This window comes from Bradyrhizobium sp. USDA 4503, assembly GCF_054055815.1.
This window is the reverse complement of the sequence record NZ_JBSRXS010000001.1, coordinates 8713817-8738180: the sequence shown is the minus strand read 5'-3', so window position 1 is coordinate 8738180 and position 24364 is coordinate 8713817. Positions and strand designations below refer to the sequence as shown.

The following is a 24364-nucleotide window of genomic DNA, read 5'->3' as shown; positions in this document are numbered from 1 at the left end:
CTCGCGAAGCCCGATCGAATGGCTGGGGGCGTGGCGGGACGCCGCAGACATCAAAGCCAGCCCCCCTCCTTAAGTAGGGTTAATTTGGTTCCCCGTTGAACTACGGAGGCGCTCTTCGACACCGTGGCATGATGCGCGCCAGCCGCATCAAGGCATCAACACGAGCGCATCCGAGAAAAACTCCGGCCCGCCGAAATTGCCTGATTTCAGGGCAAGCACCATCTCGCCTCTCCCGGCGCCGACCGCTCGCAGAACCGGCACGCCGGCGGCGATTTCCGCACCGACCAGGAATCCAGGAATGCGCAGGCGATCGACCACGGCGCCCGAAGTTTCACCACCGGCGACCACCAGCCTGTGCACGCCCGACTGCACCAGACCATCCGCGATGTCGGCCATCGCCTGCTCGATGGCATGCCCGGCTGCATCGCGACCATGACGGGATTGCACAGCTGCCACCTGATCCGGGGTCGAGCTGCTCGCAATCAGGATTGGCCCCGCCCCGAGCCGGTCTCTGGCCCAGGCGAGCGCACGCTGCGTTTCGTCCTTGCCGGCGACCACCTGCTCGGGATCGAGGTGCAGGACCGGCATCACTTTCTCGGCGTTTGCGATCTGGCGCAGGGTCGCCTGCGAGCAACTGCCGGCAAGGCACGCCGCCGGGCCGCCGACCGGCGTCGCCAGCATCGCATCCGCGCTGTCCGGTTTGGCCTTGCTCGCGGCGACCAGCGCCCGCGCCAGGCCAAGCCCGATCCCGGAAGCGCCGACTGAAAGACGGTGATCCAGCGCGACCTGCCCGATGGTCTCGAGGTCGCGGTCGAACACCGCATCGACGATGGTGGCGCCGATGCCGCTTTGCGTGAGCTCGGCGAGCTTTGCCCGGACGGCGTCCGCGCCACGGCTCAGCGTCGCCAGATCGACCAGGCCGACCTTGGTCGTGCTTTGCCGCGCCAGCACGCGAACCAGATTGGAATCATGCATCGGGTTGAGCGGGTGGTCCTTCAGCGGACTCTCGTTCAGCGGCACCGAGCCGACGAACAGATTGCCCTGGTAGACGGTGCGGCCGGTCTCCGGGAATGCCGGAGTCACCAGCACGATGGCATCCCTGGAATCGGCGCGCAGCGCGTCCATCACGGGGCCGATGTTGCCGGCATCGGTTGAATCGAAGGTCGAGCAGATCTTGAACAGGATATGTTTGGCACCGCGGCCGCGCAGCCAGGCCTCCGCTGCGCGCGAACGCGTCACGGCGAGGCCGGCCTCGATCGAACGGCTCTTCAGCGACACCACGACGGCGTCGACCTCGGGCAGCGCGAGATCGTCGGCAGGCACGCCGATGGTCTGCACCGTGCGCAGGCCGGCGCGGGTCAGCGTGTTGGCGAGGTCGGAGGCGCCGGTATAGTCGTCGGCGATGCAACCGAGAGACAGTTTTCCGGCTCGCGTCACGGCTTCACTCCGGCATAGGGCTTGAACCAGGCGAGACCGTCGGTGGTCTTGCCGCGCGGATTGTACTCGCAGCCGACGAAGCCGCCGTAGCCGAGCCGGTCGAGCTCGCCGAACAGGAACGGATAGTTCAGCTCCTCGCCGTCGGGCTCGTTGCGCGAGGGGATCGACGCGATCTGGACGTGGCCGATGATCGGCATCATTTCACGCAGCCGCATGGTGACGTCGCCATGGATGATCTGGCAGTGGTAGATGTCGAACTGCAGCTTCAGGTTCGCGATACCAAGCTCGTTGATCAGATCGCGCGCGAAGATGAAGTCGTTGAGGAAGTAGCCGGGCACGTTGCGCGGATTGATCGGCTCGATCACGACGTCGAGGCCGTGCGGCGCGAAGAACTCTGCGGCATGGGCGACCGATTTGCGAAACGCGGCGACCGCCCTGGCATCGCTGCGGTCGGCTATTCCCGCCATCAGATGCACCCGCTTGACGCCGGTCGCCTGCACATAGGGCAGCGCGGTCTTCAGGCTTTGCTGGAGGTCGGCGAAACGGTCCGGCAGCGCGGCAAACCCCTTCTCGCCGGCGTTCCAGTCGCCCGGCGGCAGGTTGAACAGCGCCTGCGTCAGCCCATTGCCATTCAGCCGCTTGCCGACCTCCTCGGCCGGATGGTCGTAAGGAAACAGGAACTCGACCGCGGTGAAGCCCGCCTTCGCGGCCGCCTCGAAGCGGTCGAGGAACGGGACCTCGTTGAACATCATGGTGAGGTTGGCGGCAAAACGGGGCATTGCAGGATCCTCTTATTTCTCGCCTGGAAGCTTGGTGCCGGTAACCTGCGCATACATCCGCGCCACCGACGCATCGTCGTCGCGGCCCATGCCGGCGGCCGCGGTCATCAGGAACATCTGCAAGGCCGCGGCCGAGACCGGCACCGGGAAGCGTGCATTGCGCGCCATGTCCTGGATGATGCCGAGGTCCTTCACAAAAATTTCGACGGCGCTGCGCGGCGCATAGTCGCCGTCGAGCACATGCGGCATGCGGTTCTCGAACATCCAGGAATTGCCGGCGGAGGCGGTGATCACCTCATAGACCTTGCGGATGTCGAGCCCCTGCTTGGCGGCGAAGGCGATCGCCTCGGAGGCGGCCGCGATATGCACGCCGGCCAGCAGCTGGTTGATCATCTTGAACGCGGCGCCCTGCCCCGCGGCATCGCCGAGCTCGTAGAGCTTTGCCGCCATCGCATCCAGCGCCGGCCGCGCCTTCGCAAATGCCGCGGCGCTGCCGGAGGCGAGAATCGTCAATTCGCCCTGCGCCGCGCGCTGCGCGCCGCCGGAGATCGGGGCATCGAGATAGTGCCGGCCGGTCGCCTCGAGCTGCTTTGCGAGGCGCCGCGCGATATCAGGGTCCATGGTCGCCGAGGAGATGAAGACCGCGTCCTTGGCCAAGGTCTCGGCGACGCCGTCCTTGCCGAACAGGATCCCTTCAGTCTGCGCCGCGTTGACGACGACGCTGACGACAATGTCGGCATCCCGGGCCGCCTCGGCCGGCGACTTGGCGCCCTTGCCGCCGTCGGCGACGAAGCGCGCCACCGCATCGGCCGTGACGTCGCAGCCGGTCACCTCGAAACCGGCCCGCCTGAGTGAGGTCGCCATGCCGTATCCCATCGAGCCCAGCCCGATGACGGCGACACGTGATGTTGCGGAACTGGACATTTGGCGATCCCTGAACATTTTTAGTTGTTTGAGCATGACCTTTTCGGAAAACCGGCTGCCACTTTGCGCTAGCGCGGCCTTCCGGGCCCGGTTCATGCTCGTTGCTGCTTGCCTATCACGGCTTGGCCGCGCTGCCAAAGCATGAGACAAAGCGGAAAACGGATAGCGCCAAAGATGGCGCGGCGAGCGAAACCGGATGAGCGAAACAAAGCTTCGTGAGGACATCTGCCGCTTCGGCCGCTCGCTGTTCGAGCGCGGCCTGACGCCGGGCTCCTCGGGCAATATCAGCGTCCGGCTCGCGGACGGCGGCTGGCTGGTGACGCCGACCAACGCCTCGCTCGGCTTCCTCGATCCGGCGAAAATGTCACGGCTCGACGGCAACGGCCGGCTCGTCTCCGGCGACGCCCCGACCAAGGAAGTGCCGCTGCACACCGCGCTCTACCAGACGCGCGCCTCCGCCGGCGCCGTGGTGCACCTGCACTCGACCCATTCGGTCGCGCTCTCGATGCTGCCCGAGATCGACCCGCGCGCCGCGCTGCCGGCGATGACCGCCTATTACGTCATGAAGTGCGGCCAGACCGCGCTGGTGCCCTATTATCGCCCCGGCGATCCGGCCGTTGCCGACGCGATCCGGGGACTGGCCGGAAAATATTCATCGGTGCTGCTCGCCAATCATGGGCCCGTCGTGTCGGGCGATACGCTGGAAACGGCGGTGTTCGCGACCGAGGAACTGGAGGAAACCGCAAAGCTCTATCTGCTGCTACGCGGCCTGAACCCGCGCTATTTGTCGCCCGACCAGGTGGCGGATTTGACCAGGACGTTCGGGCTCGTGCTGCCGGATCACCCTCACTAGATCAAGCGGAGGATCGATATGCGGAAGACAGTCATGATGAGGTTCACAGGCTTGGCGTTAGCGATTCCGTTCGCCGTCGGCCTTGCGGCGTCGGACGGACGGACCGAAGAGACCTTGCAAGGCATGCTGGCAACCCAGCTGCGCGCGCAAGGCTATGCCTGCGACAAGCCGCTCAAGGCCGAGCGGGACGACAAGCTCTCGAAGCCCGACAACGAGGCCTGGACGCTGACCTGCAGCAACGCGACCTATCGCGTCAGCCGCGTGCCGGACCTCGCCGCCAAGGTCGAGAAGATCGACGAGAGCAAGTAGGCTGCGTGGGCTGGATCAGTAGCCCGCATGAGCGCAGCGATATGCGGGACGCCCCGGATGTCGCTGCGCTCATCCGGGCTACGGGCTGGATTGCGCGCACCGCATGCACTGGCGTCATCCCCGCGCAAAGGCAAAACCTTTGTCGCTGGAGGTACGAGCGTGGAGATATTCCGTCGCTACAGCCCCAGATACGCCTTGCGCACGTCGGGATTGCCGCTGATCTCGGCGGCGGTGCCCTGCATCAGCACGCGGCCGGTCTGCAGGATGTAGGCGCGGTCGGCGATCTCGAGGCACTCGGCCATGCGCTGCTCGACGATCAGGACCGTCATGCCGGCGTCGCGGATGCGCTTCACGGCCTGGAAGATCTCGTCGACCAGTTTCGGCATGATGCCCTGCGACGGTTCGTCGAGCATCAGAAGCCGCGGCCGCGTCATCAGCGCGCGGCCGATCGCAAGCATCTGCTGCTCGCCGCCGGACAGCGTCTCGGCGCGCTGGTCGAGCCGTTCGCCAAGCCGCGGGAACAGCTTGAACACCAGATCGAGCGGCGCGTCGCGGTCAGACTGACTGCGGTAGAGATAGCTGCCGAGGCGCAAATTGTCGCGCACCGACAGCCGCGGAAACAGCCGGCGGTTCTCCGGCACGTAAGCGATGCCGCTTGACGTGATGACGTGCTGCGGCTGGCCGTCGATGCGCTTGCCGTCGAAGGTGACGGTGCCTGCGCGCGGCCGCTCGGCGCCGGCGATCGATTTCAGCAGCGTCGACTTGCCCGCGCCGTTGGCGCCGGCGACGCAGACGATCTCGCCCTTGGTGACGTCGATCGACACCGAGGAGATCGCGACCAGGCCCTGATAGGCGGTGGTGACTTCACGCACCGACAGCATGACGATCCCCGAGATAGGCAGAAATGACTTCCGGATTGCGGACGACCTCAGTCGGCTTGCCCTCGACCAGCACCTTGCCGAGATTCAGCACGATGGCGCGATCGACCAGCGGCATCACGATCTCCATCACATGCTCGACCATCAGCACGGTGATGCCGGCGGCGCGGACCTTCCGCACCAGCTCGACGCCGGTCTGCGCCTCGACCGGCGTCAGCCCGGTGAGGACTTCGTCGAGCAGCAGCAGCTTCGGCTCGGTCGCGAGCGCGCGGGCCACCTCGAGCCGGCGCTTCTCCGACGGCACGAGGTCGGCGGCGAGCTTGTCGGCGCGCGCGGCAAGGCCGCAGAACTCCAGCACCTCGTAGGCCTTCTGCCGCGCGATACGCATCTTGGTGTTGCGGATCAGCGCGCCGACGATGACGTTGTCGATCACGGTCATGGTCTCAAAACTCTTGACGACCTGGAAGGTACGCCCGACGCCGCGCTGGCAGCGTTCCGCCGCCGGCAGCTTGGTCACGTCCTCGCCGTCGAAGATGATCGAGCCTTGGGTCGGCGGCAGCACGCCCGCGATCAGGTTGAACAGCGTCGACTTGCCGGCGCCGTTGGGGCCGATCAGGCCGACGATCTCGCCGCGCCCGACCGAGATCGAGACATCGCTGTTGGCGACGAGGCCGCCGAAGCGCTGCCATACTCCGCGCGTTTCCAGCAGCGCCGTCATCGTGCAGCTCCCTTGCGCAGGGAGAACACGCTGACCAGGCCGCGCGGCAGCGCCAGCGAGATCACGACGATCAGCGTGCCGTAGACGATGAGGTCGACGCCGCGCCCGGAGCCGCCGATGAACGAGCGCGTCAGCTCGGTGAGCGGGATCAGGATGACCGCGCCCAGCACCGGGCCCCACAAGGTGCCGATGCCGCCAAGCACCGCAGGCAGCGCCATCAGCAGCGAGAACTGGAAGCCCATCACGCTTTCAGGATCGATGTAGGAGACGAACTGGGCGTAGAAGCTGCCGCCGACCGCAACGAGGAAGGCCGAGACCGCCGCCGCGCCCATCTTGGAATTGAACACGACCACGCCGAGGCTTTCGGCCGCATCGGGATTGTCCTTCACCGCGCGCCACCAGTAGCCCCATTTGGAATCCTCCAGCCACCAGGTGACGAACCAGGCGATGCAGGCCAGCGCCAGCGCGAAATAGAAGTAAGGCAGCTTCGAGCGGGTGAACTGGAATTTCAGCCAGCTGTCGCCGCGCACCGGGATGTCGATGCCGAGCGCGGCGCCGGCCCAATCCCAGTTCTGGATCAACAGCAGCGCGATCTCGGCGATCACGATGGTCGCGATCACGAAATAATGCCCGCGCAGGCGGAAGCAGGGGTAGCCGAGCGCCATCGCGATCAATGCGGAGATCGCCCCGCCCGCCAGCATGCCGAACCACGGCAGCACGCCGAACTTGGTGAACAGCAGCGCGGTGGTATAGGCGCCGAGCCCGAAATACAGCGCATGGCCGAGCGAGATCTGCCCGCAATAGCCGGACAGGATGTTCCAGCTCTGCGACAGCGCCGCATACATCAGCGTCAGCACCATGATGTTCTGGACGTAGACGTCCTTGACGAACAGCGGCACCAGCGCGGCGATCACCGCGAGGCAGGCCGCCACGATCAGGTCACGCCTGCGGCGTTGAGCGAACTGGGTGTCCATCACATCGATCCGAACAGGCCACGCGGGCGGATGAAGACGACCAGCAGGTAAACGGCATAGATGCCGACCGATTTCAGCGACGGCGGCAGGATCAGCGCGGTGGTCGCTTCCACCAGGCCGACGATGATGCCGCCGGCAAAGGCGCCGAATACGCTGCCGAAGCCGCCGAGCGCCACGGTGACGTAGGCGATCAGGGCGAACGACGCGCCCACGTCGGGGTAGACGTAGAAGAAGATCGCCATGATGGCGCCGGCGAGGCCGACCAGCGCCGCACCAAGGCCCCAGCCGAGCGCGAACACGCGGTTCTTGTCAATGCCGACCAGCGCCACCGCGCCGGCGTCTTCGCGCGTCGCCTCGAGCGCGCGGCCGAAATCGGTGCGATTGATGAAGAAGTAGAGCGCGACGAAGGCCGCGATCGACAGCATCGCGCCGATCAGCTGCGGCTCCGGCAGATAGATGCCGGCGATCGACACGGTCTTGCCGCCGACCCAGGAGTTGGTGACGCTGCGGTAGTCGGGCGTGAAGAAGAACTGGGCGAGGCCCCGCATCACGATCGCGAGGCCGAAGGTCGAGAAGATCTGCACCATGCCAGCATTGGCCTTGGCGCGCATCGCGAAGCGGACGATCAACAGATAGACCACCGCGCCGAACACGAACAGCGCCGCGGCGACCAGCGGCGCCGAGAGCAAGGGATCGATCGCGAAGAACGCGAACAGGAAGAAGGTCGCGTACATCGCGATCATCAGGAACTCGCCGTGCGCGAAATTCACGACGTCCATCAATCCGAAGATCAATGCGAGGCCTGCGGCGATCAGTCCGTAGAGCAGCCCCATCAACAGGCCGCTCGCCAAACTCTGGATAATGGTCTCGGCTGTCACGGTCGACGCTCCATGTTCCGACCATTGTCTTTAGCCCCCGTCATTGCGAGGAGCGAAGCGACGAAGCAATCCATGCTTCCTTTTCGCGGAGACGTGGATTGCTTCGCTTCGCTCGCAATGACGGAACATGCGAGACTCTGAATGATGTCTTCGGCTGTCACCGCCGTCTGCCCCCTCAATAGCGTTTTCGAGCGAAGTGGATACCGGTTCGCGCTAGGAAAACGCGTCGCAACAAGAATCCAGAGCTCCGTTCCGATACGATCGGAACGGACGCTCTGGCGCCCGACCGATCAGCTGTTCATCGGCCAGATCGCCTCGGAGACGGCGGCCTGTTCCGGGAAGATCGTCACGAAGTTCTTCGCGGAGTACTGCAACAGCACCGGATCGGCGAAGTTGTTCTGACCCATCTCGTCGAACTTGACGCGCCGCCACGGCATAATGGTCTGATCGCCCGGCATGTCGGTGGCGACCAGCGCCTCGCGGATCTTGTCGCCGTCGGTCGACTTGGCGCGGTTGATGGCGTCCGCCATCACGATCAGGCCCATGAACTGGCGCGACGAATAGTCGTTGAAGTCCTTGCCGGACTTGGCGCGGTACATCTCGTTGATCAGACCGACCATCGGACGCTTCTGCGCCAGGTCGAGCGAGAAGCTGCCGCGCGAGATCACGCCCTCGAGCTTGTCGCCGACCGCGTCATAGGTCGCCTTCTCCGAGAAGCCGGCGTCCTGCGCCATGATGTTCTTCGGCTTGTAGCCGAGCTCGGCCATGGTCTTGACCAGGAGGATCGCGTCGGTGGTGTAGCTCGACGGCATCAGCACGTCGGCATTCGCCGCCTTGAGCTGCTGCACCTCGGCGGTCAGCGACGGCGAGTTGGCGCGGTACTTGATGTCGGCCACGATCTTGTAGCCGCGCTCGCCGGCGAGCTTGGTCTGCGCGTTCGCCGAATCGGTGCCGAAGATGGTGTCCTCGTGGAACAGCGCCAGCGTTTCGATCTTCTGGCCCTTCTTCTTCATCGCATCGAAGAAGTCGAACATCGCGGTCGAGAACATCTCGTCATGCGGCGAGGCGCGGAAATAGTATTTCAGGCCGCGGCGATGCAGGCTCGGCGAGGAATTGTCCGCCGAGAGGAACGGAACGCCGTAGCGCTCGCAGATCTGGCTGACGGTGACGGCGACCGCGCTCTGATAGGTGCCGATCACGGCGCAGACCTTCTCCTGCGTGATCAGGCGCTCGGCTTCGGCGCGGCCCTTTTGCGGATCGGCCTGGTGGTCGGCGAACACGAGCTTGACCTTGGCGCCGCCGAGGCCGGACAGGCCCTCGCCCTTGGCGAGCGGCAATGCGAAGTCATAGTTCTTGTTGATGATGTCTGCCGCGGTCTCGAACGCGCGCTGCGCATCGACGCCGATCTGGGCGCTGGCGCCCGAGAGCGGATAGATCACGCCGATTGCCACTTCACTGGCCTGCGCGCGCGCGGCCATCGGACCGAGCGCCGCGGCGGCAGTGGCACCCAGCAACACGTTACGGCGAGAGATCGTCATCGAAATTTCCCCTTGGTCAGCTTGTTATTATCGATGTGACGCTTGTAGCGCGCAGTAAAGCCTCAATGAATTGCACGAATTGCCTATTCAGAGCACAGCGAGCTGCTTGTTCCTGAGATCGGTCACCAGCATCAGGCCCGGCGAATGCGTGATCGCGAACGGCAGCTTCGCACTTGCGATCACCGATTGCGGCGTCACGCCACAGGCCCAGAACACCGGGATCTCGTCATCGGCGACCGGTACCGCATCGCCGTAATCGGGCTTGGCGATATCATTGATGCCGATCGCATGCGGATGGCCGAGATGGACCGGCGCGCCATGCACGGACGGGAAGCGCGAGGTGATCTGCACCGCGCGGATCGCATCCGCCGGCTTGAACGGGCGCATCGACACCACCATGGGTCCAGCGAACGGCCCCGACGGGCTGCAGGCGATATTGGTGCGATACATTGGCACACGCAGATTGCGTTCAATGTGACGGATTGGCAGGCCCTCATCCAGCAGCGCCTCCTCGAACGAGTAGGAGCAGCCGAGCACGAAGGTGACGAGATCGTCGCGCCAGTATTTGGTGATGTCGGTCGGCTCGTCCGCCACCTCGCCGTCGCGCCAGACCCGGTAGCGCGGCACGTCGGTGCGGATGTCGAGGTCGAGACCAAGGGCCGGAATGCGGGGATCGCCGACGTCAGACATGCCGATGATCGGGCACGGCTTCGGATTGAGCTGGCAGAAGCGGTGGAAGGCGCCGGCAAGCTTTTCCGGCAGGATCGCGAGATTGCCCTGGACGAAACCGTTGGCGAGGCCGGCTGTGGTGGCCGAGGCCACGCCGTCACGGCAGGCGCGGCGCGCTTCGACGCTCGCCGGCACTGGCTCCCCCTGAGATCGCTGCACTGCCGCAAAAACAGTCATGGGATTCTCCTGCCCATAATCTCGACAAGGACAAACCAACACCAAGCGTGATATAATGTCTAATCGTCCTTTCTAATCAAAATCGATAAAGCAGATTTATCGATCGGGAAAATGCTTCCAATGACGGACTTCCGCTCGATCGAGACATTTCTCTGGGTCGTCAAGCTCGGCAGCTTCCGCGGCGCCGCCCAGCGGCTCAACACCACCCAGCCGGCGATCTCCCAGCGCATTGCCCAGCTCGAGCGCGAAATGGGCGTCAAGCTGCTCAACCGCGACCACCGGGTGGCCTCGCCCACCCCGAGCGGGCGGCTGATGATGATCTATGCCGAGAAGTTGATCGGCCTGCGTTCGGAGATGATGGCCGAGGTCGGCGACCGTTCGGCGATGCGCGGCGCGCTGCGGCTCGGTGTCGCGGAGACCATCGTGCACACCTGGCTGCCGCGCCTCGTCAAAAGCGTCAACGAGGTCTACCCGAACCTGTCGCTGGAGATCGAGGTCGACATCACGCCCAATCTGACGCAGCGGCTGCTGGCGCAGGAGATCGAGCTCGCCTTCGTGCTTGGACCGGTCTCGGCGTCCGGCGCGCACAACCACGTGCTGTGCGATTACCCGATCGGTTTCCTGGCGAGCCCGGCGCTCGGCCTCGGCGACGGCCCGGTGGCGCGGCAGGACCTGGCGCGGTTTCCGATCATCACCTTTCCGCGCAAGACCCAGCCCTACGAGACCGTGCGCGCGCTGTTCAACGCCCCCGATCTGCCGCCGATCCGGCTGCACGCCTCGACCTCGCTCGCGACCGTGATCCACATGGCCAATGAAGGGCTTGGCATCGCGGTGATCCCGGCGGCGATCGTCGAGAACGAGCTTGCCGACGGGCGCTTGCTGCTGCTCGATACCGACCTCAAGCTGCCGCCCCTCACCTTCACCGCGAGCTGGCTCGCCTCGCCCGATGCGGTCGCCATCGAGCGCGTCGCCAATCTCGCCAGGCAGATCGCGCAGACGAGCGTGGCGGTTGACGGCGCGAGAGTGGCGCGTCATTGAACGATTGCCGGAGATGAACTGTCATTCCGGGGCGATGCGCGAGCATCGAACCCGGAATCTCGAGATTCCGGGTCTGGTCCTTCGGACCATCCCGGAATGACCGAATACAAATGGAATGTCAGCATGAGCCGAGCCGCCACCAACCTGCAGATCGATTCCGCCCGCCTCTGGGGCACCATCCACGAAACCGCGCAGTTCGGTGCAACGCCCAAGGGCGGTGTGCGGCGGCTGACCTTGAGCGCCGAAGACAAGCAGGTGCGCGACTGGTTCCGCAAGGCATGCGCGGACGCCGGCCTCGAGGTGCAGGTCGACGCGCTCGGCTCGATGTTCGGGTTGAGGAAAGGACGGGACATGTCGAAGCCGCCGATCGGCGTCGGCTCGCATCTCGACACCCAGCCGACCGGCGGCAAATATGACGGCGTGCTCGGCACGCTGGCGGCGCTCGAAATGGTGCGCACGCTGAACGATGCCGGGATCGAGACCGAGCTGCCGATCTGCATTTGCAACTGGACCAATGAGGAAGGCTCGCGCTTTGCGCCGGCGATGATGGCCTCGGCCGCCTATGTCGGCGACTTCACCACCGACGACATCCTGTCGCGCAAGGACGCCGAGGGCGTCACGGTGGCGCAGGCGCTCGACACGATCGGTTATCGCGGCGACGCCCCGGTCGGCCGCCAGAAGTTCACCAGCTTCGTCGAGCTGCATATCGAGCAGGGCCCGATCCTGGAGGCCGAGAACAAGACCATCGGCGTGGTCGATTCCGGCCAGGGCGTGTTGTGGTACGACGGCAAGATCACCGGCTTCGAAAGCCACGCCGGCTCGACCCCGATGCCGCTGCGCCGCGATGCGCTGGCGACGCTGTCCGAGATCGTTCTGGCGATGGAGAGCATCGCGAAGAAGCACGGCCCGAAGGCGGTCGGCACCATCGGCGAGGCCGTGATCGCCGCGCCCTCGCGCAACGTCATCCCCGGCGAGATCACCTTCACGGTGGATTGCCGCAGCGCCGACGCTGGGATCATGGATGCGCTGGATCGCGACCTACGTGCCGCTGTGAGCGAGATCGCAGCAAAGCGCAAGGTCGAGGTGCAGCTTGATCTCGTCTGGCGCAAGGCGCCGACGCACTTCGATCCGAAGCTGGTCGACGCGGTCGAGAACGCCGCCAAGCAGCTTGGCTATTCGCACCGCCGCATCACCTCGGGCGCCGGCCACGACGCCTGCAACCTCAACACGGTGATGCCGGCAGCAATGGTGTTCGTGCCCTGCAAGGACGGCATCAGCCATAATGAGCTGGAAGATGCCAAGCAGACAGATTGCGCCGCCGGCGCCAACGTCCTGATGCATACGGTGCTGGCGCTCGCCGGCGTCGCGTCCTGATCATCATTTCTCCTCATCGGATGGAGGCTTTCGTGCGCGCAGTGTTTGTCGACGCCAATGAATCGCTTGCTGTCATCACGGAACGACTGGAAAAGCCCGGCGATCCCAGGATGCGGATCAACCGCAACCCGGACATCAAGTCCGAGGACTATCCGGCGGTGCTCGACGGCGCCGAGATTGCGGTGGTCGACCACACCGCGCTGCCGACCGATGTTGCGAAGAAGTGCGCCGGCCTGAAGCACGTCGTGTTCCTCGGCACCGGCGCGCGCAGCTACATGAACCCGGAAGAGCTTGCCGAGCTCGGTATCTCCGTGCACCTGATCAAGGGCTATGGCGACACCGCGGTCGCGGAGTCAGCGATCGCGCTGATGTGGTCGTCGGCGCGCGTGATCGCGCAGATGGACCGCGAGATGCGCGCCGGCAACTGGCTGCGAGAGGACGGCATGCAGCTCACCGGCAAGACACTCGGCCTGGTCGGCTTCGGCGGCATCGCCGCCGAGGTCGCCCGCATCGCACTCGGCAGCGGCATGAAGGTGATCGCCTGGAACCGGTCGGCCAAGAGCCATCCGGGTGTCGAATTCGTCGATCTCGACACCGTGCTGGCGAGCAGCGACGTGGTTTCGATCCACCTGCTGCTGAATGACGAGACCCGCGGCCTGATCACGCGCGACAAGATCGCGAAGATGAAAAAGGGTGTGGTGCTGATCAACACCGCGCGCGGCGCGATCGTCGACGAGCTGGCGATGATCGATGCGCTCAATTCGGGCCACATCCGCCACGCCGGCCTCGACGTCTACAACATCGAGCCGCTGCCGAAGGATCACCCGCTGACCAGGATCCCGAACGTGACGCTGTCGGCGCACTCCGCCTTCCGCACGCCCGAGGCGAGCGAGAATTTGATCCACGCGGCGTGGGAGCACTGCCGAAGGATCGTGAAGGGGTAATTTCACCGTCGTCCCGGCCAAGCCAACGGGTCGGCGCAAAGCGCCGCCCGATGACAAGCTCCGCGCGAGCCGGGACCCATAACCATCACTGCCCATTGTCACGAAGGCTGGGGGCACAGCGAGCCCCAACAACGAGACCCTGTGGTTATGGGTCCCTGCTTTCGCATGGACGACAGTGGCCGTAGGGTGGCTAACCCGCCCTACGCAGATTGCGAAGCAATCAATAACGACGTCGTCCTGGACAAGCGAGCGTAGCGAGCGCGATCCAAGACCCATTACCACCGGCCTGCGTCATCGCGCAGGGCGGTGGTCAGACCCAGCAACACAACAAGCACTCGGGGTAATGGGTCCTGGCTTTCGCCAGGACGACCCCGTGCTTGACGGCGCAGCCTAATCCACCATCTCCGCGACGGCCTTGCCGCATGCCGTGGTGTCGGCATTGCCGCCGAGATCGCGCGTGCGCAGCGTGCGTTCGCCGAGCGTGCGCTCGATCGCGCCGACGATCGCAGCCGCCGCCTGCTTCTCGCCGAGATGCTCCAGCATCATCGCGCCCGACCAGATCATGCCGATCGGGTTGGCAATGCCCTGCCCGGCGATGTCAGGCGCCGAGCCATGGACCGGCTCGAACACCGAGGGGAAGTCGCCTTCCGGATTGATGTTGCCCGACGGCGCGATGCCGATCGTGCCGGTGCAGGCCGGGCCGAGATCGGAGAGGATGTCCCCGAACAGGTTGGAGCCGACCACGACGTCGAACCAGTCCGGATGCAGCACGAAGTTCGCGGTCAGGATGTCGATGTGGTATTTGTCCCACTTCACGCCGGGATATTTCTTGGCCATCGCCTCCACGCGCTCGTCCCAATAGGGCATGGTGATGGAGATGCCGTTCGACTTGGTCGCCGAGGTCAGATGCTTCTTCGGCCGCGACTGCGCCAGATCGAACGCAAATTTCAGGATGCGGTCGACGCCGGTGCGGGTCATCACGGTTTGCTGGGTGACGAATTCGCGGTCGGTGTCCGGGAACATGCGGCCGCCGACGGACGAGTATTCGCCCTCGGTGTTCTCGCGCACCACCCAGAAATCGATGTCGCCGGGCTTGCGGTTCGCCAGCGGCGACGGCACGCCGGGCATCAGCCGCACCGGGCGCAAATTGACGTACTGGTCGAACTCGCGGCGGAATTTTATGAGCGATCCCCACAACGAGATATGGTCGGGTATTTTCGCCGGCCAGCCGACCGCGCCGAAATAGATCGCATCATGCTTGCCGATCTGGTTCTTCCAGTCGGCCGGCATCATCTCGCCGTGCTTCTCGTAATAGTCGTAGGAAGCGAAGTCGAAATGGTCGAACTTCACGTCGACGCCGTGCTTCTTGGCCGCCGCCTCGATGACGCGCAGGCCCTCCGGCATCACTTCCTTGCCGATGCCGTCGCCGGGAATGACCGCAATCCGATACTGCTTCTTTGCGCTGCTCATCGAGAACACCCTTGTGATTTGCCCGGCCGGCAATGCCGCCTATTCTGATGGTCCTGCAATGGACCAAACTTTGCGCGAGCGCAACGCTGCAGTGCAGTGTTGAAGGCGGCGCGACCCTGCCCCACCAAATTCGCCGACACCCACTCCTCATACCAAGCGAGACATCCCATGGATCTGCATCTGCGCGGCAAGCGTGTCCTGATCACCGGCGCCTCCAAGGGCATTGGCGCGGCCGCCGCCGAAGCCTTTGCCGAGGAAGGCGCCAACCTCCTGCTCGCCGCCCGCAACGGCGACCAGCTCAAGGCGCTCGCCGAGCGGCTGCGCTCCGCGCACCAGATATCTGCCGCGACCAGCGTGGTGGATCTGCGCAAGTCCGAGGATCTCGCGCGCCTCGCCGGGGAGGCCGCCGACATCGATATCCTTGTCAACAATGCTGGCGATATCCCCGGCGGCTCGATCGACAAGATCGACGAGGCGACCTGGCGGCATGCGTGGGAGCTCAAGGTGTTCGGTTACGTCAATCTGACGCGCGCGATCTACGCCCAGATGAAGGCGCGCGGCGGAGGCGTGATCGTCAATGACATCGGCGCGGCCGGCGAGAAGTTCGACGCCAATTACATCTGCGGCAGCGCCGGCAATGCCGCGCTGATGGCGTTCACCCGCGCGCTCGGCGGCAAGAGCCTCGCCGACAATATCCGCGTCGTCGGCATCAATCCCGGCCCGGTCGGGACCGACCGCCACGTCACGCTGCTCAAGACCCGCGCCAAGAACCAGTTCGGCGACGAGAACCGCTACAAGGAATTCCAGAAGGGCCTGCCGCTCGGCCGGCCCGCACATGCACGCGAGATCGGCGACCTGATGGCGTTCCTCGCCTCCGACCGCGCGGGCTATACGTCGGGCGTGATCTACACGGTGGATGGCGGGCTGACGTCGGGATGGGGTTAGAAATCGCCCCTTCGCTTGTACCGCCGTCATCCTGAGGAGCCGCGCGTAGCGCGGCGTCTCGAAGGATGGGCCACGGGCTGCGCCATCCTTCGAGGCTCGCCGAAGAGGCTCGCACCTCAGGACGACGCCGTCCGCTCGAACAGCTGCCGGATCAGCGTCGTGATGCGGCCCTGCGGCGCCAGCATCTGGTTCATGATAGAGAAATGATCGGCGCCGGCGATCTCCTCATAGGTCACCGGCAAGCCGTAGCGGGCGCGATGGCCGGCGAAATCGGCGGTCTGCTTGCGCAGCAGCGGCAATTCGGCGCTGCCGACTACCAGCGACAGCGGCTTTGCCGTGCCGCCCTCCGCCATCATCGGCGAGTTGCGCCGCGACGCCGCTTCGTCGAGCCTCAGCTTTTCGTTGAGGTAGGAATGCCTGATCGGCTCGAGGTCGTAGATGCCCGAGATCGCCATGCCGGCCCGGACATGGCCGTTCGACAGCGCCATCGATGTCAGATGTCCGCCGGCCGACCAGCCCGACACCACGATGCCCTCGGCAGCGGCCCCGAGCGCGGGCAACTGCCCGGCCAGAAAGTCGATGCCGGCATGGATCTCGGCGACGATGTCGTCGAGCGTCGCATCCGGCGCCAGCGTATAGCCGATCAGCGCGACATTGATGCCGTGGACCATCGGCCCCTCGGCGAAGGTCGTGAACACTTCCTTGGCACGGGTCTGCCAATAGCCGCCGTGGATGAACAGCAGCGTCGGCGCGCCGTCGCGAACTTTCACGAAGTCGATCCGGTTGCGCTCGCGCGAGCCGTATCTGAGGTCGAGACGGCCGGCGTGCTTTTGCCGCAGTGCCGCCGAGCGTTGCTCCCAGCCGGCGGCGATCTCGGCGCTGCCCTTGACGGCAACGCCGTTGTTCAAGCCGAGGTCACGCTCCTGCTGGCTCATCGCGCGCCAGTCCAGCGCGGAAAACAACGCTGCCATCCCTGTCCCTTCGGTTCTCGTCGCATTGCCACGACGGCAGGAAATGTTCTACAGCACAAGCAAACAGAAGGCATAGGAGCAACGGCGCATGGCTGATCAGGGCTTGGTGAAGGAAACGGCGTGTGCCGTCGTCGAGAAGCTGAAGGCCGGTGACGTTACGCCGCTCGATCTGCTCGACGTGCTGGAGACGCGCATCGCCGAGGTGGACGGCAAGGTCAACGCACTGCCGACGCTGTGCTTCGACCGCGCCCGCACCCACGCCAAGGCCCTGATGCAGAAACCGGTCAGCGAGCGCGGCCTGCTCGCGGGCCTTCCGGTTCCGATCAAGGACCTCACCGCCGTCTCCGGCGTGCTGACCACGCTGGGCTCGCCGATCTTCAAGGACAACGTCCCGGCGAAGTCGGACATCCTGGTCGAGCGTCTCGAAGAGAATGGCGGCGTGATCTACGCCAAGTCGAACACGCCGGAATTCGGCGCCGGCGCCAACACCTTCAACGAGGTGTTCGGCCCGACCCGCAATCCCTGGGACACATCGCGCTCGGCCGCCGGCTCCTCCGGCGGCGCCGCGGCGGCACTTGCGAGCGGCACCGCGTGGCTGGCGCACGGCTCCGACATGGGCGGCAGCCTGCGCAACCCGGCGAGCTTCTGCGGCATCGTCGGCCTCCGGCCGTCGATCGGCCGCGTCGCGCAGACGCCGAAATTCGGCGTCGACCGCACGCTCGGCCAGCAGGGACCGATGGCACGCAATGTCGAGGACCTCGCGCTGCTGCTCGACGCGATGAGCGGCGAGCATGCCGCCGATCCGCTGTCGCTGCCCGCACTCCCGACGTCGTTCCTGTCGGCGGCGCGGTCAGGCAGCAGGCCGAAGCGCATCGCCTATTCGCCCGATCTCGGCATCACGCCGGTCGATCCCGAGGTCAAGGCGGTGACCCGCAAGGCGGCGGAGCGGTTCGCGGCAGCCGGTGCGATCGTCGAGGAGGCGCATCCCGATTTCAGCGAAGCCCATGAATGCTTCCACGTGCTGCGCGCGTTCGATTTCGCAATCAGCAAGGCCGAACTGCTGCGCACCAAACGCGATCTGCTGAAGCCCGAGGTGATCTGGAACATCGAGGAAGGGTTGAAGCTCACGGTCGAGAAGCTCGAACGCGCCGAGGCGCAGCGCGTCGCGATGACGGCGCGTGCGCTCGAATTCTTCGACAAGTACGACCTGCTGCTGGCGCCCGCGACCATCGTGGCGCCGTTTCCGGTCGAGAACCGCTATGTCGCCGAGTGCGACGGCAAGAAGTTCGACAACTACGTCGAATGGCTCGGCATCGTCTACGCGATCACGCTGGCCTGCTGCCCGGCGCTGTCGCTGCCCTGCGGCTTCACCGCCTCGGGCCTGCCGGTCGGCCTGCAGATGGTCGCAAAGCCGCGCGCCGAGGCGCAGCTTCTGGCCGGCGCGAAAGTGCTGGAGGACATTCTGGGCGTGCGCGGCACCACCCCGATCGATCCGCGGCCGCCGCGATCCTGACCCTTATGGTGGAGAGGCGGGCGATACCCTCCACTTCGTCATTGCGAGCGAAGCGAAGCAATCCATTGTCACCGAGCGCGCAGAACGATGGATTGCTTCGTCGCTTCAGCGCAAAATTGCTCTGCAATTTTGTCGCGAGCTCCTCGCAATGACGGGGCTACCTATCTCTATGGGACGAAGGGATAGGCTGCAGACGACCTGCCCTACGCCTTATCTTCGGTCGCCTGCAGCGCCACGGTGAGTGCCGCCTTGGTCTGCTCGACGATTTCGTCCAGCAACTCCTCGCGGCTGATCTGCGCGGACTCGCCGGTCAGCAGTCCCTGCTCGGCGAGCATCACGATGCCGTGCAGCCCGGCCCAGATCTTCAGCGCCTGCCGCTCGCGCAGCAGGCCGACCGCGGGCGCCTCGAACGACTCGATCAGCAGTGCCAGCGTTTCCATCGCCGCGGTGTGCAGCTCGCTGCCCTTGGGCGCGCAGGCCATGGTGCGCGACGCGAACATCAGCCGGTAGATGCCGTGGCGCTCGAGCCCGAAGGCGAGCGCGGCCTGGGCAAAGCGCGACAGCTTCGAGCCCTTGCTCGACTGCTCGATCGCCTCGCGCATGATCACGTTGAACTGCCGGAATGCTTCCGCGGTCACCGCCTCCAGCAGCGCCTCGCGGTCGGCGAAATGCCGGTACGGCGCCGGCTGCGAGACGCCGAGCTGCTTGGCCAGCGCCTTGATGCTGATCGCCTCGGGACCACCGAGCTCGACCTCGCGTAACGCGGCCTGGATCAGGGCTTCGCGGAGGTCGCCATGGTGGTAGGTTTTGAACGGCTTACGAACGATTTGTCCCATTGCGGCAATGATCGCTGAATTTTCGCTTGACGCGCAAGCGCGACGATAATGTAATATACTATAACTTGGCGATCCGGTTAAGAGGGCCGGCCGCCCAAGCAAGCCAAGAGCTTGCCTAAACAAGAATTTGCCTAAACAAGGCTTGCATAAACCGGAATGAGGAACCCGGCGCAACCCACAATGCGCCAGAGCCGAGGGAGGTGCTTGCATGTCCAAGCTCAGAATCCGCATCGACCAGGACAAGTGCCAGGGTCACGCCCGCTGCAAATCACTCGCCCCCGAACTGTTCGAGCTCGACGAATACGGCAACGCCCATGAGGTCGGCGACGGGACGGTCCCGGCCGGGCTCGAGGACAAGGCCTGGCTCGCGCAGACCAATTGCCCGGAAATCGCGATCGAAGTCACCGAGGAATGACGGCCAGCCGGGGACGGCCGTGCGCCGCCCGTTGAGCCAACCAGCGTTTGATCGAACGAGAAGGAAACGAGCTGATGTCCGATTCCCCGTCCGCAAGCTATCTGCCCGAACATCCCCCGGTCTCCGACTGGGTCCATGATTTCGACCATACCGATCCGGTCTGGACCGACGACCCGTTCCCGATCTGGGAGACGCTGCGCGCGGCTTCGCCCGTCGTGCATACCGAGCGCTTCCTCGGCTGCTACATGCCGACCACCTATCAGGCGGTGAAGGAGATCGCCTACGACACCGAGCACTTCTCCTCGCGCCGCGTCATCGTGCGCGACATCCGCCCCGAGATCACCGCTCGCGCGCCGCCGATCACCTCCGATCCGCCGGAGCACAAGCCCGCCAAGCAGGTGCTGCTGCCGCCGTTCACGCCGGACGCGATGAAGCGGCTGGAGCCGCGGGTGCGCGCGATCTGCAACGAGCTGATCGACGAATTCATCGCCGATGGCCATTGCGACGCCGCCGCGCGCTACACCAAGCACATCCCGGTGCGCGCCATCGCCCATATGCTGGGAATTCCCGAGAAGGACGGCGACCTGTTCATCAAATGGATCCACCAGATCCTCGAGCTCGGCATCAAGAACGAAGACGAGCTGATGAACGGCGTGCGCGAGATGACCGGCTACTTCGTGGCCCATCTCGAGCAGCGCAAGCTCGAGCCGGGCGACGATCTGATCTCGCAGCTGCTGCGGGCCAAGGGCCCCGGCGGCCAGCCGCTCACCGACGAGCATGTGCTCGGCTCGCTGCGGCTGCTCTTGATCGCCGGCATCGACACCACCTGGAGCGCGATCGGCTCCTCGCTCTGGCACCTCGCCAAGACGCCGGCCGATCGCGAGCGCCTGATTGCGGAGCCGGCGCTGATCCCGACCGCGATCGAGGAATTCCTGCGCGCCTATTCGCCGGTGACGATGGCGCGCGAGGTGATGAAGGAGACCACGATCTCCGGCTGCCCGGTAAAGGCGGGCAACATGGTGCTGCTGTCCTTCCCCGCCGCCAATCGCGATCCCGCCATGTTCCCCGATGCGGACAAGGTGGTGATCGACCGCAAGGAGAACCGCCACGCCGCCTTCGGCCTCGGCATCCACCGCTGCGTCGGTTCCAACCTTGCGCGGATGGAGATGCAGGTCGCGATCGAGGAATGGCTGAAGCGAATCCCTGATTTCCGGCTCGATCCGGCCGGCAAGGTCACCTGGTCGGAAGGCACGGTGCGCGGCCCGCGTCAACTGCCCGTTCTGTTCGGCAACAACGCCTGAGGAACCCGACAGCGGTTACATCGCGTCACCCAATGAGGTAGCTTGCCCCGGAATCGAACCGACGAGTCCGGGAGCAATGCAATGACCGAACAAACCGCTCAGCCCGCGAGCGATCATCTCGACATCCACGACGTCGAGCGGCGGGTGAAGGCGATCTTCATCGGCTCGGTCGGCAATCTCGTCGAGTGGTACGATTTCTACGCCTACACGGCGTTTGCGCTGTATTTCGCGCCGGCATTCTTCCCGCACAGCGACCCGGTGGTGCAGCAGCTCAATGCGGCCGTGCTGTTTGCCGCGACCTTCCTCATGCGCCCGCTCGGCGGCTGGCTGTTCGGCTTCATCGCCGACCGCTATGGCCGGCGGCTGTCATTAACGCTCTCGGTGGTCTGCATGTGCTTCGGCTCGCTGATCATCGCGGTGACGCCGACCTATGCCTCGATCGGCATCGCGGCCCCGGCGATCCTGGCGCTGGCCCGCGTGATCGAGGGCCTGAGCCTCGGCGGCGAATATGGCGCCAGCGCCACCTATCTCAGCGAGGTCGCCGATCCCAAGCACCGCGGCTTCTATTCCAGTTTCCAGTACGTCACGCTGATCGGCGGCCAGCTCACCGCGATCATCGTGCTGCTGTTGCTGCAAAAGGTGTTCCTGACGCCCGACGAGCTGAAGGCCTGGGGCTGGCGGATTCCGTTCGTGATCGGCGCCATGCTCGCGATCGTCGCGGCGGTGATGCGCCGCAGCCTGCATGAGACCGAGGCCTTCGAGGAGGCCAAGAAGGTTTCCAAACCGACCGGCTCGATCGTCGGCTTGTTGAACTATCCGCGCGAATTGCTGCTGGTGGTCGGCCTCACCGCCGGCGGCACCGCGGCGTTCTATACCTTCACCACCTACATGCAGACCTTCGTGAAGCTGTCGGTCGGCCTCACCGAGGACCAGACCACCTTCGTGATCTTCGGCTCGCTGATCTTCGCGACCATCCTGCAACCGATCTATGGCGGGCTCTCCGATAAGATCGGCCGCAAGCCGCTGCTGATCTTCTTCGGCATCGCCGGCACGCTCGGCACGATCCCGATCCTGACCGCGCTGAAGGATACCAAGTCGCCGTTCGTGGCCTTCCTTCTGATCTGCGGCGCCTGGATCTTCGTCGCCGGCTACACCTCTATCAACGCGATCGTGAAGGCCGAGCTGTTTCCGACCAATGTCCGCGCGCTCGGCGTCGGCCTGCCCTACGCCATCACGGTGTCGATCTTCGGCGGCACCGCGCCGGCGGTCGCGCTCTATTTCAAGAGCATCGGGCATGAGGACTGGTTCTACTACTATCTCAGCGGCATGATCTTCCTGTCGCTGCTGATCTATTCGACGATGCGCGATACCAAGCGCGACTCCGCGATGCACCGCCACGAATGATCGCACGACGCCATGACCGACGATAACGAACCGCCCGAGAGCAAGCTGACGCGCAGCAAGCAGCGCTGGGCACGCGAAGGCAAATTCCTCACCGGCAAGGTCACCCGGCCGGAGGAGCAGCGCCTGCCGCCGGGCCAGCATCTGACGGCGGATTGGCCGGTGCTCGATCTCGGGCTGATGCCGAACATCTCCCAGGAGCGCTGGCGGCTCGACGTCTACGGCGCGGTCGAGCAGACCATCTACTGGACCTGGCAGCAGTTCATGGCGCAGCCGCAAACGCAATTCGTCTCCGACATTCACTGCGTCGCGACCTGGTCGCGCTACGACAACCAGTGGGAAGGGCTCGCCACAAGCGACCTGCTCGCCGCCTGCCAGCCGCGCGAGGACGCGCGCTTCGTCGCGCTGCATTCCTATGACGGCTATACGACGAATCTGCCGATCGAGGACTTTGCCGCCGAGGACGCGCTGCTCGCCCATAGCTGGTCGGGCAAGCCGCTGGAGCAGGAGCATGGCGGCCCGGTGCGGTTCGTGGTGCCGCATCTGTATTTCTGGAAGAGCGCGAAGTGGCTGCAGCGCATCGAATTCCTCACCGAGGACGCGCCCGGCTTCTGGGAGGTGCGCGGTTATCACAATCGCGGTGATCCCTGGGCCGAACAGCGCTATTCTGGCGACTGACACACCAACAGAATGATGGAGCCTGCCCGTGCCGCACGAACGCTTTCAATTCACCGGTGTTGGCGGCCATCAGCTGGCCGCCGCGCTTGACACGCCCGACGGGCCGATCAAGGCCTATGCGCTGTTCGCGCACTGCTTCACCTGCGGCAAGGACGTGCTGGCCGCAAAGCGCATCGCGGTCGCGCTCGCGGCCAAGGGCATCGCCACGCTGCGCTTCGACTTCACCGGTCTGGGCTCCAGCGAGGGCGAGTTCGCCAACTCGACCTTCTCGTCGAACGTCGCCGATCTCGTCCGCGCCGCCGACCATCTGCGCGAGATGCGCACAGCACCCGCGATCCTGATCGGCCACAGCCTGGGCGGCGCCGCGATCCTCGCCGCCGCGGGTCAAATCCCCGAAGCCAAGGCGGTCGCGACCATCGCCGCGCCGTCAGATCCCGTCCATGTCACGCATTTCTTCAGGGACCGGATCGAGGACATTCGCACGCAGGGCGAAGGCGAAGTCTCGCTCGCGGGCCGCCCGTTCCGCATCAAGCGCGAATTCCTCGACGACGTCGCCGAGCAGAAGTTGATGGCGCAGGTGAAGCAGCTGCACAAGGCGCTGCTGATCATGCATTCGCCGACCGACGACACCGTCGGCATCGACAACGCCACGCATATCTTCAGCGCCGCCAGGCACCCCAAGAGCTTCGTCTCGCTGGCCGAGGCCGACCATCTCTTGAGCGGCAAACAGGATGCCGCCTACGTCGCCGACGTGATCGGCGCCTGGGCCGAACGCTATATCGATATCGCGCCGCAACCGGCGGCAGATACCGGCAGTGCGCCGCGCAATGTCGTGGTACAGGAGACCCGCGCCGGCAAGTTTCAGCAGATTGTCACGGCAGGCCCGCATCGCATGCTGGCCGACGAGCCGGTCGCGGTCGGCGGCCAGGATTCCGGCCTCGGGCCGTACGACTTCGTGCTGGCCGGGCTAGGCGCCTGCACCTCGATGACGATGCGGATGTATGCCGACCGCAAGTCGCTGCCGCTCGATCGCGTCACCGTAACGCTGACGCACAGCAAGATCTACGCGAAGGATTGCGAGGAGTGCGAGACGCGCGAAGGCATGCTCGACCAGATCGACCGCGTCATCAGGATCGAGGGCGACCTCGACGCCGACCAGCGCAAGCGGCTGATGGAGATCGCCGACAAGTGCCCGGTGCACAAGACGCTGACGTCGGAGGTACGGATCGTCACCAAGGCCGCGGAGTAAGCCTGCGACACAGCGAGACGGGCCGTGCCGTAGCA

General features: G+C 65.2%; 24 protein-coding genes. 12 read left to right on the top strand and 12 right to left on the bottom strand.

Translation table 11 applies throughout. The features are described 5' to 3' along the window. Positions 1 to 147: 147 nt before the first annotated feature. Genes otnK through ltnD form a run of 3 tightly spaced genes read right to left on the bottom strand, consistent with a single transcriptional unit; the run spans position 148 to position 3236 of the window. Positions 148 to 1437, bottom strand: coding sequence for a 3-oxo-tetronate kinase (gene otnK / locus ACVMIH_RS40975; RefSeq protein ID WP_057017650.1), 1290 nt, complete (start codon positions 1435 to 1437; stop codon positions 148 to 150). Beyond that, entirely contained in the window at positions 1434 to 2216 is a 783-nt protein-coding gene (gene otnI / locus ACVMIH_RS40970) for a 2-oxo-tetronate isomerase (RefSeq protein ID WP_057017649.1), read from the bottom strand. Before otnI ends, otnK begins: the two co-directional genes overlap by 4 nt. Before the next feature lie 12 nt (positions 2217 to 2228). Then, complete coding sequence (ltnD, locus tag ACVMIH_RS40965) at positions 2229 to 3236, bottom strand: L-threonate dehydrogenase (RefSeq protein ID WP_256520680.1); 1008 nt, start codon at positions 3234 to 3236, stop codon at positions 2229 to 2231. A gap of 100 nt (positions 3237 to 3336) precedes the next feature. On the opposite strand from ltnD, the gene otnC reads away from it, so the two are divergent. Together otnC and ACVMIH_RS40955 are read left to right on the top strand one after the other, a co-directional pair. Continuing rightward, positions 3337 to 3993 carry a 3-oxo-tetronate 4-phosphate decarboxylase gene (gene otnC / locus ACVMIH_RS40960; RefSeq protein ID WP_057017647.1) on the top strand — a complete coding sequence of 219 codons (657 nt, stop codon included), beginning with the start codon at positions 3337 to 3339 and terminating at the stop codon, positions 3991 to 3993. A gap of 33 nt (positions 3994 to 4026) precedes the next feature. Next, entirely contained in the window at positions 4027 to 4302 is a 276-nt protein-coding gene (locus tag ACVMIH_RS40955; RefSeq protein ID WP_057017646.1) for a hypothetical protein, read from the top strand. A gap of 176 nt (positions 4303 to 4478) precedes the next feature. On the opposite strand, the gene ACVMIH_RS40950 is transcribed toward ACVMIH_RS40955, so the two are convergent. The 6 genes from ACVMIH_RS40950 to ACVMIH_RS40925 form a co-directional block, all read right to left on the bottom strand. Further along, entirely contained in the window at positions 4479 to 5183 is a 705-nt protein-coding gene (locus ACVMIH_RS40950) for an ABC transporter ATP-binding protein (RefSeq protein ID WP_018270525.1), read from the bottom strand. Beyond that, positions 5167 to 5898, bottom strand: coding sequence for an ABC transporter ATP-binding protein (locus ACVMIH_RS40945; RefSeq protein ID WP_016842862.1), 732 nt, complete (start codon positions 5896 to 5898; stop codon positions 5167 to 5169). Before ACVMIH_RS40945 ends, ACVMIH_RS40950 begins: the two co-directional genes overlap by 17 nt. Then, positions 5895 to 6872 carry a branched-chain amino acid ABC transporter permease gene (locus tag ACVMIH_RS40940; RefSeq protein ID WP_016842863.1) on the bottom strand — a complete coding sequence of 326 codons (978 nt, stop codon included), beginning with the start codon at positions 6870 to 6872 and terminating at the stop codon, positions 5895 to 5897. Before ACVMIH_RS40940 ends, ACVMIH_RS40945 begins: the two co-directional genes overlap by 4 nt. Then, complete coding sequence (locus ACVMIH_RS40935; protein ID WP_026192487.1) at positions 6872 to 7750, bottom strand: branched-chain amino acid ABC transporter permease; 879 nt, start codon at positions 7748 to 7750, stop codon at positions 6872 to 6874. Before ACVMIH_RS40935 ends, ACVMIH_RS40940 begins: the two co-directional genes overlap by 1 nt. A gap of 290 nt (positions 7751 to 8040) precedes the next feature. After that, the gene (locus tag ACVMIH_RS40930; protein WP_456866272.1) at positions 8041 to 9288 is read right to left on the bottom strand and encodes an ABC transporter substrate-binding protein; all 1248 of its coding nucleotides are present in this window, start codon (positions 9286 to 9288) and stop codon (positions 8041 to 8043) included. Positions 9289 to 9375: 87 nt separating this feature from the next. Then, positions 9376 to 10194 carry a putative hydro-lyase gene (locus tag ACVMIH_RS40925; RefSeq protein ID WP_456866269.1) on the bottom strand — a complete coding sequence of 273 codons (819 nt, stop codon included), beginning with the start codon at positions 10192 to 10194 and terminating at the stop codon, positions 9376 to 9378. A 120-nt stretch (positions 10195 to 10314) separates the two neighbouring features. On the opposite strand from ACVMIH_RS40925, the gene ACVMIH_RS40920 reads away from it, so the two are divergent. From ACVMIH_RS40920 to ACVMIH_RS40910, 3 genes are all read left to right on the top strand, one after another. Further along, complete coding sequence (locus ACVMIH_RS40920; RefSeq protein WP_057017643.1) at positions 10315 to 11232, top strand: LysR family transcriptional regulator; 918 nt, start codon at positions 10315 to 10317, stop codon at positions 11230 to 11232. Positions 11233 to 11355: 123 nt separating this feature from the next. Next, positions 11356 to 12606 carry a Zn-dependent hydrolase gene (locus tag ACVMIH_RS40915; protein WP_057017665.1) on the top strand — a complete coding sequence of 417 codons (1251 nt, stop codon included), beginning with the start codon at positions 11356 to 11358 and terminating at the stop codon, positions 12604 to 12606. A 32-nt stretch (positions 12607 to 12638) separates the two neighbouring features. Further along, positions 12639 to 13550 carry an NAD(P)-dependent oxidoreductase gene (locus tag ACVMIH_RS40910; protein WP_076827234.1) on the top strand — a complete coding sequence of 304 codons (912 nt, stop codon included), beginning with the start codon at positions 12639 to 12641 and terminating at the stop codon, positions 13548 to 13550. Positions 13551 to 13940: 390 nt separating this feature from the next. Here ACVMIH_RS40910 and ACVMIH_RS40905 read toward each other — a convergent pair whose 3' ends face one another. After that, entirely contained in the window at positions 13941 to 15020 is a 1080-nt protein-coding gene (locus ACVMIH_RS40905; RefSeq protein ID WP_057017663.1) for a tartrate dehydrogenase, read from the bottom strand. A 168-nt stretch (positions 15021 to 15188) separates the two neighbouring features. On the opposite strand from ACVMIH_RS40905, the gene ACVMIH_RS40900 reads away from it, so the two are divergent. After that, positions 15189 to 15965 (top strand): SDR family oxidoreductase, encoded by a 777-nt coding sequence (locus ACVMIH_RS40900; protein WP_057017642.1) that lies wholly within the window; start codon positions 15189 to 15191, stop codon positions 15963 to 15965. Between the two features lie 116 nt (positions 15966 to 16081). Here the strand turns inward: ACVMIH_RS40900 and ACVMIH_RS40895 are convergent, their stop codons facing one another. Continuing rightward, positions 16082 to 16936: an alpha/beta hydrolase gene (locus ACVMIH_RS40895; protein WP_076827177.1), complete on the bottom strand. Its 855-nt coding sequence runs from the start codon at positions 16934 to 16936 to the stop codon at positions 16082 to 16084. A gap of 88 nt (positions 16937 to 17024) precedes the next feature. Between ACVMIH_RS40895 and ACVMIH_RS40890 the strand changes: the two genes are divergently transcribed. Beyond that, positions 17025 to 18449 carry an amidase gene (locus tag ACVMIH_RS40890; protein ID WP_310882619.1) on the top strand — a complete coding sequence of 475 codons (1425 nt, stop codon included), beginning with the start codon at positions 17025 to 17027 and terminating at the stop codon, positions 18447 to 18449. A 203-nt stretch (positions 18450 to 18652) separates the two neighbouring features. Here ACVMIH_RS40890 and ACVMIH_RS40885 read toward each other — a convergent pair whose 3' ends face one another. Then, entirely contained in the window at positions 18653 to 19285 is a 633-nt protein-coding gene (locus ACVMIH_RS40885) for a TetR/AcrR family transcriptional regulator (protein WP_076827173.1), read from the bottom strand. A 208-nt stretch (positions 19286 to 19493) separates the two neighbouring features. On the opposite strand from ACVMIH_RS40885, the gene ACVMIH_RS40880 reads away from it, so the two are divergent. The 5 genes from ACVMIH_RS40880 to ACVMIH_RS40860 all read left to right on the top strand — a co-directional run bounded on the left by ACVMIH_RS40880 (position 19494) and on the right by ACVMIH_RS40860 (position 24329). Continuing rightward, complete coding sequence (locus tag ACVMIH_RS40880; RefSeq protein WP_456784296.1) at positions 19494 to 19700, top strand: ferredoxin; 207 nt, start codon at positions 19494 to 19496, stop codon at positions 19698 to 19700. 74 nt (positions 19701 to 19774) lie between these two features. Beyond that, complete coding sequence (locus ACVMIH_RS40875) at positions 19775 to 21001, top strand: cytochrome P450 (RefSeq protein WP_141340861.1); 1227 nt, start codon at positions 19775 to 19777, stop codon at positions 20999 to 21001. A gap of 81 nt (positions 21002 to 21082) precedes the next feature. Next, the gene (locus ACVMIH_RS40870) at positions 21083 to 22405 is read left to right on the top strand and encodes an MFS transporter (protein WP_316397829.1); all 1323 of its coding nucleotides are present in this window, start codon (positions 21083 to 21085) and stop codon (positions 22403 to 22405) included. Between the two features lie 12 nt (positions 22406 to 22417). Next, on the top strand, positions 22418 to 23080 hold the full coding sequence (locus ACVMIH_RS40865) for a sulfite oxidase-like oxidoreductase (protein ID WP_456866266.1): 663 nt from the start codon (positions 22418 to 22420) through the stop codon (positions 23078 to 23080). Positions 23081 to 23108: 28 nt separating this feature from the next. Then, positions 23109 to 24329 (top strand): bifunctional alpha/beta hydrolase/OsmC family protein, encoded by a 1221-nt coding sequence (locus ACVMIH_RS40860; protein WP_456866263.1) that lies wholly within the window; start codon positions 23109 to 23111, stop codon positions 24327 to 24329. Positions 24330 to 24364 lie beyond the last annotated feature (35 nt).